Origin of the sequence: Streptomyces sp. NPDC127114, assembly GCF_042677525.1 — a bacterium.
Classification (GTDB): domain Bacteria; phylum Actinomycetota; class Actinomycetes; order Streptomycetales; family Streptomycetaceae; genus Streptomyces.
On the sequence record NZ_JBHXTJ010000003.1, the window covers coordinates 261,032 to 274,702 of the forward strand.

The following is a 13,671-nucleotide window of genomic DNA, read 5'->3' on the forward strand; positions in this document are numbered from 1 at the left end:
GTCTTTCCTATGATCTGGATGTCGAGGAGCGACCGAGCCTGTACAGGCGGGCTCCGTCGCTGAACCGCATCCGGTCTCCGTCGATCACCAATCGGGGGTACTGCTCTCCGGGCACCGCGTAGACACGGGCGGCCGTCCTTCGCAGTTCGAGCGCGAACCCGTTCTGCGTGCGCACCGTGGCGGCGTCCGCCGTCACCTCGGCCGTCAGGGAGTCACCGGCGTAGTTGCCGGTGACCTCGCCGTGGTCGTCCGCCGACGTCGCGCTGTCCGCGGGAAGCAGACTCTGCGTGGATGCCACCGGGGTGCCCACCGACGAGGCGGCGAGAGCCTGCCTGACCACCTTGCGCAGCTCCGGCGGAGTGACCGCGGCCGAGGCCATGGCGACGACGTGCACGTCCTCCTCGGGGTATCCGGCGAATTCGGTGGTGAATCCGGCGGCGGCCCCTTGGTGGTGGTAGTACGTTCTTCCTTCCCTGTCCTCGTCGACCAGGGCGGACATCGCCATCTTCGGATGGAGACGGCGGGAGAGCAGCTCGCCGCGGATCCGGGCGCCCACCGCGCCGCCGCCTCCGTCGCCGCGCAGGTGGCCCGCGATGTCGACGAGCAGGGTCATCAGGTCCCTGGGGCGCGCCCACAGCCCGCCGGCACAGGTCTCGGGGTAGTGAAGGGAGCCGTGCGGGACGGGTATCGCCGCATTGATGAACCCCTGTGCCAGGAGCGGGTTCTCCGGCCCTTCGAAGGAGTCGGCGAGCACGGCCACGCCCGGAGAGATCCCGCGGATCGCCTCCGGGAGGAGTTCCCCGAGGTCGTGCCTCTGCTCCAGCTCCGCCTGAAGAAGCATGAAGGCACCACTGCTGTAGGAGACGCGGCCCGTCGGTATCCCGGTGAAGGCGAGCGCCGGCGACCGGCCCTCGCCAGCGATGATCCCGGCCGTGCCGGGAACCTTCTCACCACGCGGATATCCGGGAATGCTGTGGACGTTGAGACCCGTGACGTGATGGAGAACCTGGCGGGGCGTGAGGTCGACCTTCCGCCCCAGATACCGGGGGATCAGGTGTCCGGCGAACCGCATCGGCTCGTCCAGACTCAGCTCGCCCCGCTCGTCCAGGACGAGGCACGCCACCGCGGTGACGAACTTCGAGATCGAACCCAGCTGGTAATACTGCTCCGACGGTGACCCGTGGGAATGTCCCGTTCCCCGCTCGACCAGGGTCTCGCGACCCTTGTCGACGAGAAGCACCACGATGTTCCCGCTGGTGCCCGCCTCCGTGATCGCCTGATCGAGCGCGTCCTGAATGATCGCCTGTGATGTCACTGAGTCACGCATCCGAGCTGTGAGTTGAGACGAAGCGGGGGAGCTTCTCAGGAGGACTCCGCGTCCGCGACGAAGAAGCCGACGACAGCCGTCCTGGGCTGGTCCCCCGCACTGGGCGTCACCGGCGCGACGCGGTGATGGACGTGGGAGGTGAGCAGGACCAGCCGGTTGGGGCGGGCGGAGACGAAGATGCCGTGGCCGATGTCGTTCCTGTGCTGCTCGGCGTTCGTGTCCAGCATGAAGTCGGGGCCCAGGTCGCCGCTGACCTCCTGGGGCCGGCCACCGGAGCTCCGGGCTCCGTTCTGGCCGTCGGCCTCGTCCTCGGCCTCGTCCTCGGCCAGGACGAGCAGCTCGCCGCCCCACGAGGAACCCCATCGCGGGTGCCCGTAGAAGACATAGGCACCCAGCAGGCTCTCGGCGTCGTTGTGCCAGTTCAGACTCGCCCCCACTCCCGACAGCACGGTGCGGCCGGTGACCGTGGAGCTCTGCCCGGTGATCCCCTGCGGGTAGCTGTCCCGCAGCGCTTCGTCGGGGCCGGCGATGCGTTCGACGAGCTTTCCCACCTGGCTCATCCCCGGCGGAGTGGAGTCCACCCGGCCCCGGGTGGCGAGCTCGCTCTGCAGGATCGAAGCCGTTGACATCCCGTACGCCTTGACCCACCCCTTGGAATGCATGGGCCGGTACGGCAGGAACTGCAGCGAGGACGCCAGCGATGCGAATTCGGCCTCACCGAGAAAGTCATCCACCACGGTGAGGTGCGGCGTGCGAATGGTGATCTTCATGGGAGATTTCTTCCTGCGGGTGCCGAAGCATGTCGTGGTTCAGGAGAGCGTGGCGGGCCAGGAGCCGATCGGCTCCGGCCCGCCGCTCGTTCGCGCCTTAGACCAGGTCGAGGACGTCGGCCGGGACAACGGCCAGCTGACGCGGCCAGGACAGCATCTCGATGTCCTCGAGCACGGACTCGTTGTTCTCGACGGTCTCGATGTTCTTCAGGTCCTGAGACTCCATGAGCATTCCTTTCACAGGGGGAGCGAACTCCCCTCTCCATATGAATCGGCAAAAGCAAGCCGGAGCCTTCCGAGGATTTCCCCCATTCGCTCCGAGGCGCTTGCCTGCCGGCTGAGAAAAGAATTGCCCAGCGAGTGACGGCATGACAACGAAGCCAATGGGCCAGGATGTGGCATTGCAGGATCCTGAAGGGGCGGATCAGGCGTAACCGGACATTCGCCCGCTCAGCCTCCTGCAATGCCACATCATGAACACCTCCGACTCTTGTAGCCCCGAGGACGGTCGAGCGAAGCTCACTGCGCCGCGAGCCTTTCGGGGTGTTCTGCGGACCCGGCGTACGTCCCCGCAGGGCAGAAGACAGATCGGAACCTCGATGACCACGTCCGCACCCGTCCTCGCCGTGGTGGACCCCTACGGGGCGGGGGCGCAGATCGCCCCCGCGCTCCGTGAACACGGCTGGTCCTGCGTCGCCGTCACCACGGCGGACCAGCCGCCCGACCCGCTGGTTCACACCTGGCAGCCACGGGACTTCGACCACCACGTCCGGCACACCGGCGACGTCGCCGAACTCGGCGGACAGCTGGGCCGGCTGGGCGCCGTCGGGGTGGTCACGGGCCTCGAAACCGGGAGCGAACTCGCCGACGCGCTATGCGCGCGCAACTTTCCCGAGTACGCCAACTCCCCCGCGCTGTCCGCGTCCCGCCGGGACAAGGCGGCCGCACAACGCGAACTCGCCCGGGCCGGCCTCGCCTCGCTGCGCCAGGTCCACACCGCGGACTTCGCCGAGGTGGAGCAATGGCTACGGGACAACGAGCTCGCCGACGCCCCGTGGCTGATCGTGAAACCGGCGCGCAGCGCGGGCAGCGATGCCGTCCGCAGGGTGCGCCCGGGCGACGAACTGCGCACGGCCTTCGAGTCGATGGCCGGTCGGCGCAACGCGCTGGGCAACGTCGAGCAGGCGGTCCTCGTCCAGGAGTGCGTCCAGGGAACGGAATACAGCGTCGACACCTTCTCGGTCGGCGGTGTCCACGAGATCTGCGGCGTCACCCGCTACACCAAGCACTCCTCCGGGTCCGTCGTCGGCATCTACGACACGGTCGAGTTCGTCGCCCCGGACGACCCGGCGTGCCGGCAGCTTCTGCCCTACGCGCGCGAGGTGCTGGACGCCCTGGGAGTGCGGTTCGGCCCGATGCACGCGGAGATCATGCTGCGCCCGGAGGGGCCCGTGCTCATCGAGCTCAACCCCCGTATCGCCGGCGGGCAGATGACCTTCCTGTCCGGCATGGCCACCGGCAGCAGCCAACTCGACCGCCTCGTCGACTTCTTCCTCGGACGGCACCGGCCCGCCTCGGGCTATCGCCTGCTGCAGCAGGTGATGTCGGTCTTCGTGACGGCCCGTCGGACCGGTGTGATCCGCAACCCGGAGTCGCTGAGCGGTCTCGCGGACCTGCCCACGGCCGTGCGCTCGACCGTCACGGTGCCGCCGGGCGGCCTGGTGCGGCAGACGTCGGACGTGTTCTCGGTGCTCGGCCGGGTCGTGCTCGCCGATCGTGACCGCGACCGCGTGGAGCTCGACCGCCGGCGCGTCAAGCGCGTCGAACGCGATCTTCACATCGATCCCGTCGAAGCCCTGTGACCGTCGCGCCCCAGGAAGGGAACCACCGATGCCCCGGCTCGTGAGAGTCGCCGACCAGACCGCGCCCCTGATGCTGCGGTCCGGCACGTACCTCGCACCCGTCGACGTCGCCTACGAGACCTACGGCACCTACGACGGCTCCAACGCGATCTTCATCTGCCACCCGCTGACCTGCGACGCCCATGTGGCCGCGAGCGGACCGCACGACGCCCCGGGCTGGTGGGACGTGATGGTCGGCCCCGGCCGTCCCATCGACACCCGGCGCTATTTCGTCATCTGCGCCAACGTGCTGGGCGGCTGCTCGGGCACCACGGGAGCCGCATCCCTCGCTGCCGACGACTCGCCGTGGGGTGCGCGTTTTCCGGACGTGGAGATCGCCGACATGGTCGCGGTGCACCGCAGACTCCTCGCGGCCCTCGGCATCGACCGGCTGCACGCGGTCGTCGGTCCGTCCATGGGTGGCTGTCAGGCACTCCAGTGGCTGCTCGACCACCCCGGCGACGCCGAGCGGTTCGTCGTCGTCGCAGGCACCGCCCGGCCCTCCGCGGACAACCGCGCCTGGAACGCGGTCGCCCGCCACGCCATCCTCAGCGACCCGGACCACCGGGGCGGCGCCTACCCGCCGGGCGGCGGCCCACGTGCCGGCCTGGCCACCGCGCGCATGATCGGTCATCTGACGTATCTGTCCGAGGCGGAACTGGAACGCCGTTTCGGGCCCGCGGCCACGGGAACCCGCCAAGGGCCCCAGGCCCTCGGCTCCTACCTGGACCACCAGGGCGGGAAGTTCGTCCGGCGGTTCGACGCGAACGCGTACCTCACGCTGCTCGGCGCGGTGGACCGCTTCGACGCGTTCTCCCGGCCCACCGCGCTGACGACGACGCTCCGTCCGCCACGGGTCCTGCTGGTCAGCCTGCGCGGCGACCGGCGCTTCAGCCGTGATCACAGCGCGCACATCGCCGCCGGACTCGCCGCACGGGGAGTCGAGGCGACCCACCACCACGAGACCGGCAGCGACCTCGGACATGACGCGGCCGTGCTCGACCAGCCGGAGCTGGCCAGGCACATGGCCGAGTTCCTCGACATGGAACCCCTCCACAGCTCGCCCAGGACAGGACACGAATCATGAGCGGCAGCGTCGGACGCATCGCAGTCATCGGCGGCCTCGTCGAACCCCTCCAGGCCGCGCACGACCTCGGCCTCGACGTGGTGCTGATCCACCACCCGGGCGGCGTGCCCTCGGGCGCCGAGGACTACTGTGCCGAGATCCTCGAGGTCGACTTCAAGAACGAGTACGACACGGTGGAACGGCTCATCGTCGAGCGGCACCGGCAGGCACCCCTCCGGCGGGTGTTCTCGCTCAGCGAGAACGGTCTCGTCCCGGCCGCGCGGATCAACGAACTGCTCGGCCTCGGCGGCAACTCCGTCGCCTCCGTACGGCTGTTGAAGGACAAGGCCGCCATGCGCCGGCACCTCGCCGGCACGGAGCTCGACACCGTGCGCCACACGACGGTGTACAGCGCGGCCGACCTGGACGACTTCCGCCACAGCGTCGGCGGCCCCGTCTTCGTCAAGCCGACCGACTCGGCGGGCAGCATCGGCGTCTTCCGCGTGGACGACACCGAGGACGCCAAGGAGGCCTGGCGGCGACTGACCGCCACGGGGCGCGAGGAGGCACTGGCCGAGGAGTACCTGGACGGTCCGGAGTTCAGCGTCGAAGGGTTCTGCGCCGACGGGCGTCACCAGGTCATCACCATCACCCACACCTTGCTGCACCCGACGTACTACGAGCTCGGCAGCTCCATGCCGGCCGCCGTCGCGCCGGACGCGGCCGAGGCCATCCACCGGACCGTGAACCGGCTGATCGAGGCGGTCGGCCTCACCGAGGGTCCTACGCACACCGAGGTGCGCCTGACGCCGCGGGGCCCTCGCGTCATCGAGTCTCACAACCGCATCGGCGGCGGACGGATCCACGAACTCATGGCCATGGCGTTCGGCATCGACGTGCCCCGCATGTCCATCGCCGTGCCCCTGGGCCTGGAGCCGGTGCCGGACCTGACGGACCTCGGCACCAGGGGGGCCGCGATGAGGTACATCGTGCCCGAGCCGGGCCGGGTGACCGCCGTCTCGGGGCTGACGGAGGTACCCGCCGACGACCCGGATCTGCGGCTGAGCATCGGCCTCGGGATCGGTGACGACGTGGCCGCCGTGGTGGACGGTGTCAGCCGCGACAAGGTCGCCTGCCACGTGCTCGCGGCCGGCGAGGACGTGACCGCTGCCGAGCGCCGCTGCGCGGAGGTCCTGGACACCGTCCGGATCACCACCGCGCCCCCCGGGCGACGCATCGACGGCACCGACCGCACGACCGAGAGAGGCACGACGAACACGATGGACTTCGCCTTCCGCGAGTACCCGCGGTTCACCCCTGAGGCAGTGGTCGACGTGCTGCGCGGCCGAGTCCTCGGCGTGGTGTTCCGCGGCGTGATCCCCGCCGAGGAGTGCGCCCGCGTCACGGAACGCTTCTGGAACAGCCCCGCGCGCCGCACCCGAGGCGCGGACGCGCCCGGCCACTACGTGGGTGCGTACCACTACCACAAGACCACCAGCGACTACCTCGACGAGGCGAGTGCCGCCCAGCCCGGACTCGACGAGATCCTCGGCACGCCCCACGACACGCTGACGTCGATCCGCACCGGTATCGCCGACGCCCTCGCGGCCGAAGGCGTACGGTTCCGCTCGGCGAGCCACGACGGCCGCGAGGCCGGCACCGCACTGCTGCGTACCTGGCACGCCTCCGGCCGGTTCGCCCTCGCTCCGCACGAGGACGAGGCCCAGTGCGGCGAGCCCCGGCAGGCGGACTTCGAGATCCAGCGGATCAAGGGCCGCCCCATCGGCGCGATGAACCTGTGCCTGGAGAACGGCTCCGCGGGGCGCCTCGTGGTCTGGAACACCCGCCCCGACGACGCCGTGCGCGAGCGACTGGGCCTGGAGTACACCGGATCGCCGTACCCCCTGGAGCATCTGGAGGGGATCGACACCCTGCGGCTCGACATCGCACCGGGTGACGTCTACTTCTTCAACGGTGCCTATGTGCACGCCGTGGAGCCCGAGACCGATCCGGCGGCGCGCCGCACCACCCTGTCCGGAATCCTGGGGTTCATCGACGACGAGACGGTGGTCTCGTGGACGTGACGACCGCCGGGACCCCGCACTGGTCCCACGACTTCACCCGTCGGCTCTTCGCCATCATCGACGGCCGCCGCTGGAACGAACTCGGCCGCGTCTTCGCCGCGGACTGCGTCTACCACCGGCCTGGTTATCCGGCCCTCGTCGGGCTCGCCGACATCGAGCGGTTCTACCGCGAGGAGCGGATCATCGAGTCCGGGTCGCACCGCGTCGAGGAAGTCATGGCCGGTGACGACTCGCTGGCGTGCTGGGGAAGCTTCCAGGGCCTGAGCCGGGCGGGTGAGCGCCTCGACGAACGGTTCTCCGACCACTACCGCATCGACGACGGCCTCATCAGCGCGCGGCGCACCTACTTCTATCGCGCGGCGATCTGACTCCTGTCCGCCCCCTGCCGTGCCGTGATGCCGACCGCGGGCGCGCCTGCCCCGGCGTGTCCGACTCCCGTCACCCACTCGTGAACGAAGGCCCAGGTCAGCGACCTGGGCCTTCGACGTCACCGTTCCGGAGGAGCCGGAGTTCGCGGATCGTCGATGTCGACTGCGATCTCGAACCCTGCGGTCGAGCTGAAAGTAGCGATGTTGCCGGACAGCCGAATTCGATCAAACGGATTGGATTCGGCGAAGAACATCGCCCAGATCAGCGCACGGTCGGCAGTCAGACGTGCGATGAATCCTTCCGAACCGTACGAACCCTCTCCGCCCCACAGGAGCCCCTTCTCTCCCAGGTCCACCGCAGCAAGCCCGTCGACCGCAGACACCCAGGAAGGATCGCCTTCCAGCAGCTCATCGAGCTCGAACGGGGAGAGCACCGAGAAACCACTCGGCACGGTCGGATCGAGGGCGACATCATAGGAGTGCCCGTCGGCGTAGTGGAGTGCGTCCTTGACGGGAAGCTCGAACTCTTCCCACAGGCGTTCGATCGTGGTCATTTCTTATTCTTACACTTCCCGTTGCGCACGTGTTGGGGCCTTTCCTGGAGTCCGGTCGGGGGAACTGGCTCGCCCAGTTCATTTCTGTTCCGCGCTGAATTCATGCGCCTTCTGAATTGCTCCGCCCAGGTCCGTCCGGTCGTCGAATCGGGGTGAACCGCATTCGGGTCGACACGCTCGATGATGACCGGCCTCCCCACTTCGCGTGCCGCATCGAGCCTTCGGTTGTCGTACGAGACCAGCTGACCGTCCACTTCCATGACCTTCAACGCCGTACCGGGGCGCCGCCAGTCCCACTCCCCAGAGCGCATCTTCTCGACGTAGTCGTTCGGGGACACAGTGCGCTGGGAGAAGTTGATGTCTTCGGGATTGGCCCATTCCGGCTCGCCCGCAAGCCCCAGATGGTCGGCCCAGCTTTGCGGGTTGCGAACGTACGTCGTCGCGTTGGGCGCCGGAACCAGCCCGAGTGGGTCCGGTGTGGTGTAGCGGGCAGTTTCCGGGTCGTAGTGCCGGAAGTAGTTGTAGTGGAGGCCGGTTTCCCCGTCCGCGTACTGGCCGGGGAACCGAAGCGGGCAGTCCACCTCTCCTTCCGCTGCGGGAAGGGGGGTGCCCCAGAGAGTGGTGCGAGGCTGCCTGGCAAGAGTGCCGTCGGACGTGACCAGTTCGACGGGCGTTCCGACCAGGTCGGTCACGATCGCGAGAAAGCGGGCGTCGACCTCGGACTGTAGGGAGGTATCGGCGAGGCCGAGGAGCGAGTGGCCGCCCTCGGGTTCGCCCTCGGTCGCCCGGCGTGTGGACTGGGATATCGGTCGGTGGGTGCCCGGCGCGTAGTCCCATGTGGTCGCCGTGCCGTCCAGGTCGACCTGCTCAGCCAGGCAGGTGCCGTCCCATGTGAAGGTGAGAGCGGTTCCGTCCGGAGCTGTCTTGGAGATGCGGCGGCCCAACGGATCGTAGGCGTAGGTCCATTCCCCGCCGTCGGGTGTGGTGGCTTTGGTGAGGCGATTCTCCGCGCTCCACGTGTACGTCCAGGTGCGGGTCTGGCCGTTGAGGAGCTTGCGGGTCTTGCGGATCAGCCGGCCAGCGGCGTCGTGCTCGTACGCGGTACGGCCGGCCCGGCGGATGACGGCACCCTCATAGCTCCGGTCTCCCGCCGCGGGGTGGTGCGGAGCGTCGGCGTGGGTCTGGTTGCCTGTCCGGTCGTACGCGTACTTCTCGCTCCAACCGTGTGCCTGGACGCCCGTCACCCGGCCCATGGGATCGAGGCTGAAACGCCTTGTTCCAGTGGTGAGTTCACGGATCTCGGTCAGGTAGCCGTCGGGGCGGTACGCGTAAATCCGCTGCTGGAGGATCCGGGCCGCTTCGGTTTCGTCGCGGGTGGCAAGGGTCTGATTCGTGAGGCGGTCACCGCTGTCCCAGGCCTGCGTGAGGGTGGTGTCGGCGCCGATGCGCCGCTCGGTCTCGCGGCCCGCAGCGTCGTAGGCGAAGGCAAGGGTCGCATCGCCTCTCCTCAGTCCGGTCGGTCGGCCCGCGGGGTCGTATGTCCATTCCGACCGCGCACCGGAGGGGGTGGTACGCCGGGTACGGCGGCCCATGGCGTCATACCCGTAGGCGCTGATCCGGCCGTTGACCGTCTCCGAAATGACGCGCCCGGCCGCGTCGCGTTCCCGTCTCAGTACCGCGTCCGCATTGGCCGCGTGAAGCAGGGCGCCGCTCGGATCGTAGGCATAGGTCGTGACGTCACCGGTGGACTCGTCGTGCTGGGCGATCATGCGCCCAGCCGAGTCGAGAGTGAAGCGCAGCGTCTGACCCAGTGCGTTCGTCTGCGCCGTGAGGCGCCCGGCCGGGTCGCGTTCGTACGTGCGCGTAGCGCCGTCGAAGTCGGTTTCCGCAACCAGGTGGCCTGCCGCATCGTAGGCGTACTGCCAATGCTTGCCCTGGGGATTGGTGACCCTTGTCAGGCGCAGCTCGGTGTCGTAGGCGAAGGCGTAGTGCGCGCCGTCGGGGTCGGTCCTCGTGGCGGGCTGGTCGTAGTAGGTGTACGTGTAGGTGGTGGTGTGGCCGGCCTCGTCGGTGTGGAGGACGAGATTTCCCTCGGTGTCCCACTGCCATTCCTCGCGGCCCCCGTCCGGCCCCTCGCGCCAGGCCGGCATGCCCTCGATCGTCCAGCCGTGGCGCGTGGTCCGGCCCAGGGCATCGGTGACGGCGGTGACCTGGCCGTGCGGGCCACGGCGCATCCTGACGGTGCGGCCCATCGGGTCCGTCGTCTCGGCCGGAAGGCCCGCCGCGTCCGTGACGATGCGGGTGGTGTGCCCCAGCGGGTCCGTGACGGAGGTGAGGTGGCCCGAGCTGTTGTAGCCGTAGTGCGTGACGGCGCCGCTGGGGTCGGTGGTGGACGTATGGGAGCCGCGGTCGTCATAGGTGTGGAGCCACACCGCGCCGCCCGGCTCGCGCGTCTCCAACGGCAGGCCGCGGTCGTCGTAGACGGTCTCGGCCAACGTACCGTCGGGCCGCTCGACCGCGATCAGCCGACCGTGGTCGTCGTAGCGGTAGCGCGTGGTACGGCCCAGTGGGTCGGTGACCGCGACGGGATGCCGGTTGCTCTCGTCCCATTCCGTGCGGGTGGTGTTTCCCAGCGGATCGGTGTAGGCGATGATCTTGTACGCCTCGTTGCAGACGTACACGCTGGTATGGCCCAGCGAGTCGGTGTAGCGGGAGGTGCGTGTGGCGGTGTCGTAGTGCATCCGGCCCGACAGGATGCCGTCCGGGCCGATGCCGCGCAGAACACGCCCCTGCGCGTCGTAGACATAGCCGTACGACGTGCCGTTGCGGTCCGTCCAGGACGTCATACGGTGTTCCGCGTCGTACCGATAGCGCAGCGGCTTTCCGGTCGAGTTGAAGACCTCGGCCAGGTTTCCGGCGGCATCGTAGGCATAGGAGACCAGAGTGGTGCTGTGCTCGCGCTGCGCACCGTGCAGGAGGCGCAGCGCGGTGACCCGCAGCAGTCGGGGGTCTGTGTCGACGGCGATGCGGTAGCCGCCGGAGTGTGCGATCTCCCTCGGCGCGCCCTGGGCGTCGTAGGAGATGTCGATACGGTCGCCGTCGCCTGTCCGGTCGGTGATCGCTGTCAGGGCCAGCTCACGGCCGCTCACGGGGAGCGGGGTGAAGTGGAGCGTGCGATTACGGTCCGGGATGACGATGCGGATGGCGCTGTCGGGGTTGCCATCCCAGTGCAGTGGCCAACGGGGACCGGAAGTGGGGAGCGTCGCCGCACCCGGCGTCGGGACCGGATACGTCAGCAGCATGCCGTCGTCCGTGATGAAGACGACGCCCGCACCGTCGATCTCCAGACGCTGGTCAAGCGTTCCCGCCCAGGTGGGGCCGAACCACCCTCCGCACGGGTGCCCCGAAACGTAGTGCCGCTTCAGGACCACCGGCAGGGCAGCAGGCAGGGTGACGTCGACGGCGGACATCACCATTTCGCCGGTCGCAACGTCGATCGGATCGCCGGCCTCGGGACGCTCCTCGTTGGGCGTGGTGTTCCTGCCCGGATCACTGTCCGTCCGCGCGCGGGCACTGCCGTCCCGGCGCAGACCGTCCACCCGCCCGCGCAGTCGCTGCGCCGCGTTCTTGGCCACAGAAGCCCCGCGCCTCACCGCACCGGTGCCGCCGCTGGCAAGGGCGAGGAGGAGCTCGGGAGTGAGCTGACCGGCCGCCCGGGCCGGGTTTCGCTGCCATTCGTCCCAGTTGACGACGGCTTTGGCGAACTCCTGCGGGTGCTGGGCAGCGTAGGTGGCCCCGTCCACCATGCCGGCCAGGTGCAGGCCGACGCCGTCGGGTCCGTCGTTGACGAGATCGTCGATCCCGTCGTACCAGCCGCGCAGGGTGTCGCCCGCACCGCCGAAGAAGTCGCCTAGTCCCTTCTCGAACTTGTCCCATCCCTTGCGGGGCGGGGGCTTGTCAGGAGCCTTCTCCGCCGCTGTCTCGAGTTGCCGCTTGGCCGCGTCGATGACGGCCTGCAACTCGCTCTCCAGCTTGTCCAAGCGGTCGTAGCAGTCCTGAAGAGCGGCAAGGCCCGGGTCGTTGTCCGGAGGTCGCTCCGGCAGCGGATCGTCTTTGCGATCCAGGGCGGCGTTGTAGTCCGTGACCCGCTTCCAGTAGTTCTTGGAGGCTGCCCGTGCCTCGTCCGCGTCGTCGATGATCGGCCTGACGCGCGTGTGGACCGAGCGCAGTTTGTAGGCGTAGGAATCCAGCGCCTTCCCGGAGCTCTCGAAGTACTTCTGTGCGGACTCCAGTTCCTGGGGTAGCTTGCTGGTCGCGTCCTTGAAGCCCTCCGCGCCGGCCCCGGTCCAATCCATCAAGGACAGGTCGACCAGCTTGTCCATTCCGTCCTTGAACGCACCCGCATAGGCGAGGAGCTTGAGGGCGAGCTCATCGACGTCTTCCGCATTGCCGTAAATGACGTCGCTGGGCTTGGCGTGGGGAGGTATGCGCTCGGCCCCGCCGCCCTCCATCGCATCGCGGCTCGTCATATGACCGGACCCTTCCCCTTCGACCCACCGTCGACCTCCCAGCCCCCGTCGACCCGCAGGCGGGGCCGCTGGGGCACATCCTGATAACTGCCGGTGTCACCGTCGTCCAGCCACGGCTCCTGATAGATCTGAGGTGGCGGATCGAATTTCGGCCTGGACCCCTCCTGCCACGCCTTCATGCCTTCTTCGCCGAACGGCAGCTTGGCGATGTTGGCCGCGGTCGGCGAGAAGTCCTTGATACGCAACAAGTCGGCCAGCACGTAGGCGGCGAGGACCTGTCGGAGTGTCTCCACCACCGTGTCCGTGTGCTCAGCCACCCGCCCCATACCGAATCCCCATGCCGAGAGCATCTTCTGGGTCGGTGAGTAGATGTCGAAGTCGGCCGAGTTCGCGATCTGCGCGGACAGCGCGTTCCACTCGCGTTTGATCTGGTGCGCGGCCTCCACTGACTCCTCCAGTGGGGTCAGCACCTTGCGCACCGAGGCTATCTCGATCTTGTAGCCCTCACCGGGGCTCAAGCCCGGGTGTCCCGCGTCCTCCGCCATCGTGTTCCCCCTGTTCAACCGTGGTCTCAAGCACCTTCGCGTCCAGTACGTACGTCCGTGGCCCCAGTGGATCCACCAACGCGCGCACCCCCTCAGGCAGCAGCTCGACCAGATCCGCGACTGTCGTGGACGCCCACCCGCAGGGCCCGGCGAACAACCCGAGTGCTGCACAAGAGGTGAAGACCGGCACGACCGGACCCTCCTCCGTTTCACGGACAAAGAAGCCGGGCTCGTCGGGGCGTTGGAAGTACAGACGCGCAGAGAGCATCGCTTCCAGACGCTCGGCGCGAGACATCGTCGCGAGTGTTTCGTCACGCAGCAGGTCACGCAGCGACATGTCTCCCCCTCAGTTTGCTCGCGCTATCACTCAGGAGAACCTATCGCACAGACGTGCTACTTATCTTTGTTTTGCTCGTAGTTGGCGTCGTTGGCAGTGCAAACCTCCGCATGCCGGCACACGGTTCGACAACCGGTCGGCATGCGAAGAGCCCACCCCGAGCGCCGAACGAAGGCCCAGGTCAGCGACC

The 13,671-nt window shown here is 68.5% G+C and carries 11 protein-coding genes; 4 read left to right on the plus strand and 7 right to left on the minus strand.

What is annotated here, in order from left to right; genetic code table 11:
* Positions 1 to 7: 7 nt before the first annotated feature.
* From ACFVGS_RS05065 to ACFVGS_RS05075, 3 genes are all read right to left on the minus strand, one after another.
* Complete coding sequence (locus tag ACFVGS_RS05065; RefSeq protein WP_385690465.1) at positions 8 to 1,315, minus strand: serine hydrolase domain-containing protein; 1,308 nt, start codon at positions 1,313 to 1,315, stop codon at positions 8 to 10.
* 47 nt (positions 1,316 to 1,362) lie between these two features.
* The gene (locus ACFVGS_RS05070; RefSeq protein WP_385690468.1) at positions 1,363 to 2,097 is read right to left on the minus strand and encodes a hypothetical protein; all 735 of its coding nucleotides are present in this window, start codon (positions 2,095 to 2,097) and stop codon (positions 1,363 to 1,365) included.
* A gap of 97 nt (positions 2,098 to 2,194) precedes the next feature.
* Positions 2,195 to 2,323 carry a hypothetical protein gene (locus tag ACFVGS_RS05075; protein WP_384411617.1) on the minus strand — a complete coding sequence of 43 codons (129 nt, stop codon included), beginning with the start codon at positions 2,321 to 2,323 and terminating at the stop codon, positions 2,195 to 2,197.
* A 373-nt stretch (positions 2,324 to 2,696) separates the two neighbouring features.
* Between ACFVGS_RS05075 and ACFVGS_RS05080 the strand changes: the two genes are divergently transcribed.
* The 4 genes from ACFVGS_RS05080 to ACFVGS_RS05095 are packed head-to-tail and all read left to right on the plus strand — an operon-like array spanning position 2,697 to position 7,516.
* Positions 2,697 to 3,959, plus strand: coding sequence for an ATP-grasp domain-containing protein (locus ACFVGS_RS05080; protein ID WP_385690471.1), 1,263 nt, complete (start codon positions 2,697 to 2,699; stop codon positions 3,957 to 3,959).
* A gap of 28 nt (positions 3,960 to 3,987) precedes the next feature.
* Entirely contained in the window at positions 3,988 to 5,085 is a 1,098-nt protein-coding gene (locus tag ACFVGS_RS05085; RefSeq protein WP_385690474.1) for a homoserine O-acetyltransferase, read from the plus strand.
* On the plus strand, positions 5,082 to 7,148 hold the full coding sequence (locus tag ACFVGS_RS05090) for an ATP-grasp domain-containing protein (RefSeq protein ID WP_385690477.1): 2,067 nt from the start codon (positions 5,082 to 5,084) through the stop codon (positions 7,146 to 7,148). The genes ACFVGS_RS05085 and ACFVGS_RS05090 overlap by 4 nt, the downstream gene beginning before the upstream one ends.
* Positions 7,139 to 7,516 carry a nuclear transport factor 2 family protein gene (locus ACFVGS_RS05095; protein ID WP_384411610.1) on the plus strand — a complete coding sequence of 126 codons (378 nt, stop codon included), beginning with the start codon at positions 7,139 to 7,141 and terminating at the stop codon, positions 7,514 to 7,516. Before ACFVGS_RS05090 ends, ACFVGS_RS05095 begins: the two co-directional genes overlap by 10 nt.
* Before the next feature lie 119 nt (positions 7,517 to 7,635).
* On the opposite strand, the gene ACFVGS_RS05100 is transcribed toward ACFVGS_RS05095, so the two are convergent.
* Genes ACFVGS_RS05100 through ACFVGS_RS05115 form a run of 4 tightly spaced genes read right to left on the minus strand, consistent with a single transcriptional unit; the run spans position 7,636 to position 13,481 of the window.
* A complete protein-coding gene (locus tag ACFVGS_RS05100; protein ID WP_384411608.1) occupies positions 7,636 to 8,070 on the minus strand; it encodes a hypothetical protein in 435 nt (144 codons plus the stop codon).
* The gene (locus ACFVGS_RS05105) at positions 8,067 to 12,599 is read right to left on the minus strand and encodes a DUF6531 domain-containing protein (protein ID WP_385690480.1); all 4,533 of its coding nucleotides are present in this window, start codon (positions 12,597 to 12,599) and stop codon (positions 8,067 to 8,069) included. The genes ACFVGS_RS05100 and ACFVGS_RS05105 overlap by 4 nt, the downstream gene beginning before the upstream one ends.
* Complete coding sequence (locus ACFVGS_RS05110) at positions 12,596 to 13,144, minus strand: hypothetical protein (RefSeq protein ID WP_385690483.1); 549 nt, start codon at positions 13,142 to 13,144, stop codon at positions 12,596 to 12,598. The genes ACFVGS_RS05105 and ACFVGS_RS05110 overlap by 4 nt, the downstream gene beginning before the upstream one ends.
* Positions 13,104 to 13,481 (minus strand): SseB family protein, encoded by a 378-nt coding sequence (locus tag ACFVGS_RS05115; protein ID WP_385690486.1) that lies wholly within the window; start codon positions 13,479 to 13,481, stop codon positions 13,104 to 13,106. The genes ACFVGS_RS05110 and ACFVGS_RS05115 overlap by 41 nt, the downstream gene beginning before the upstream one ends.
* Positions 13,482 to 13,671 lie beyond the last annotated feature (190 nt).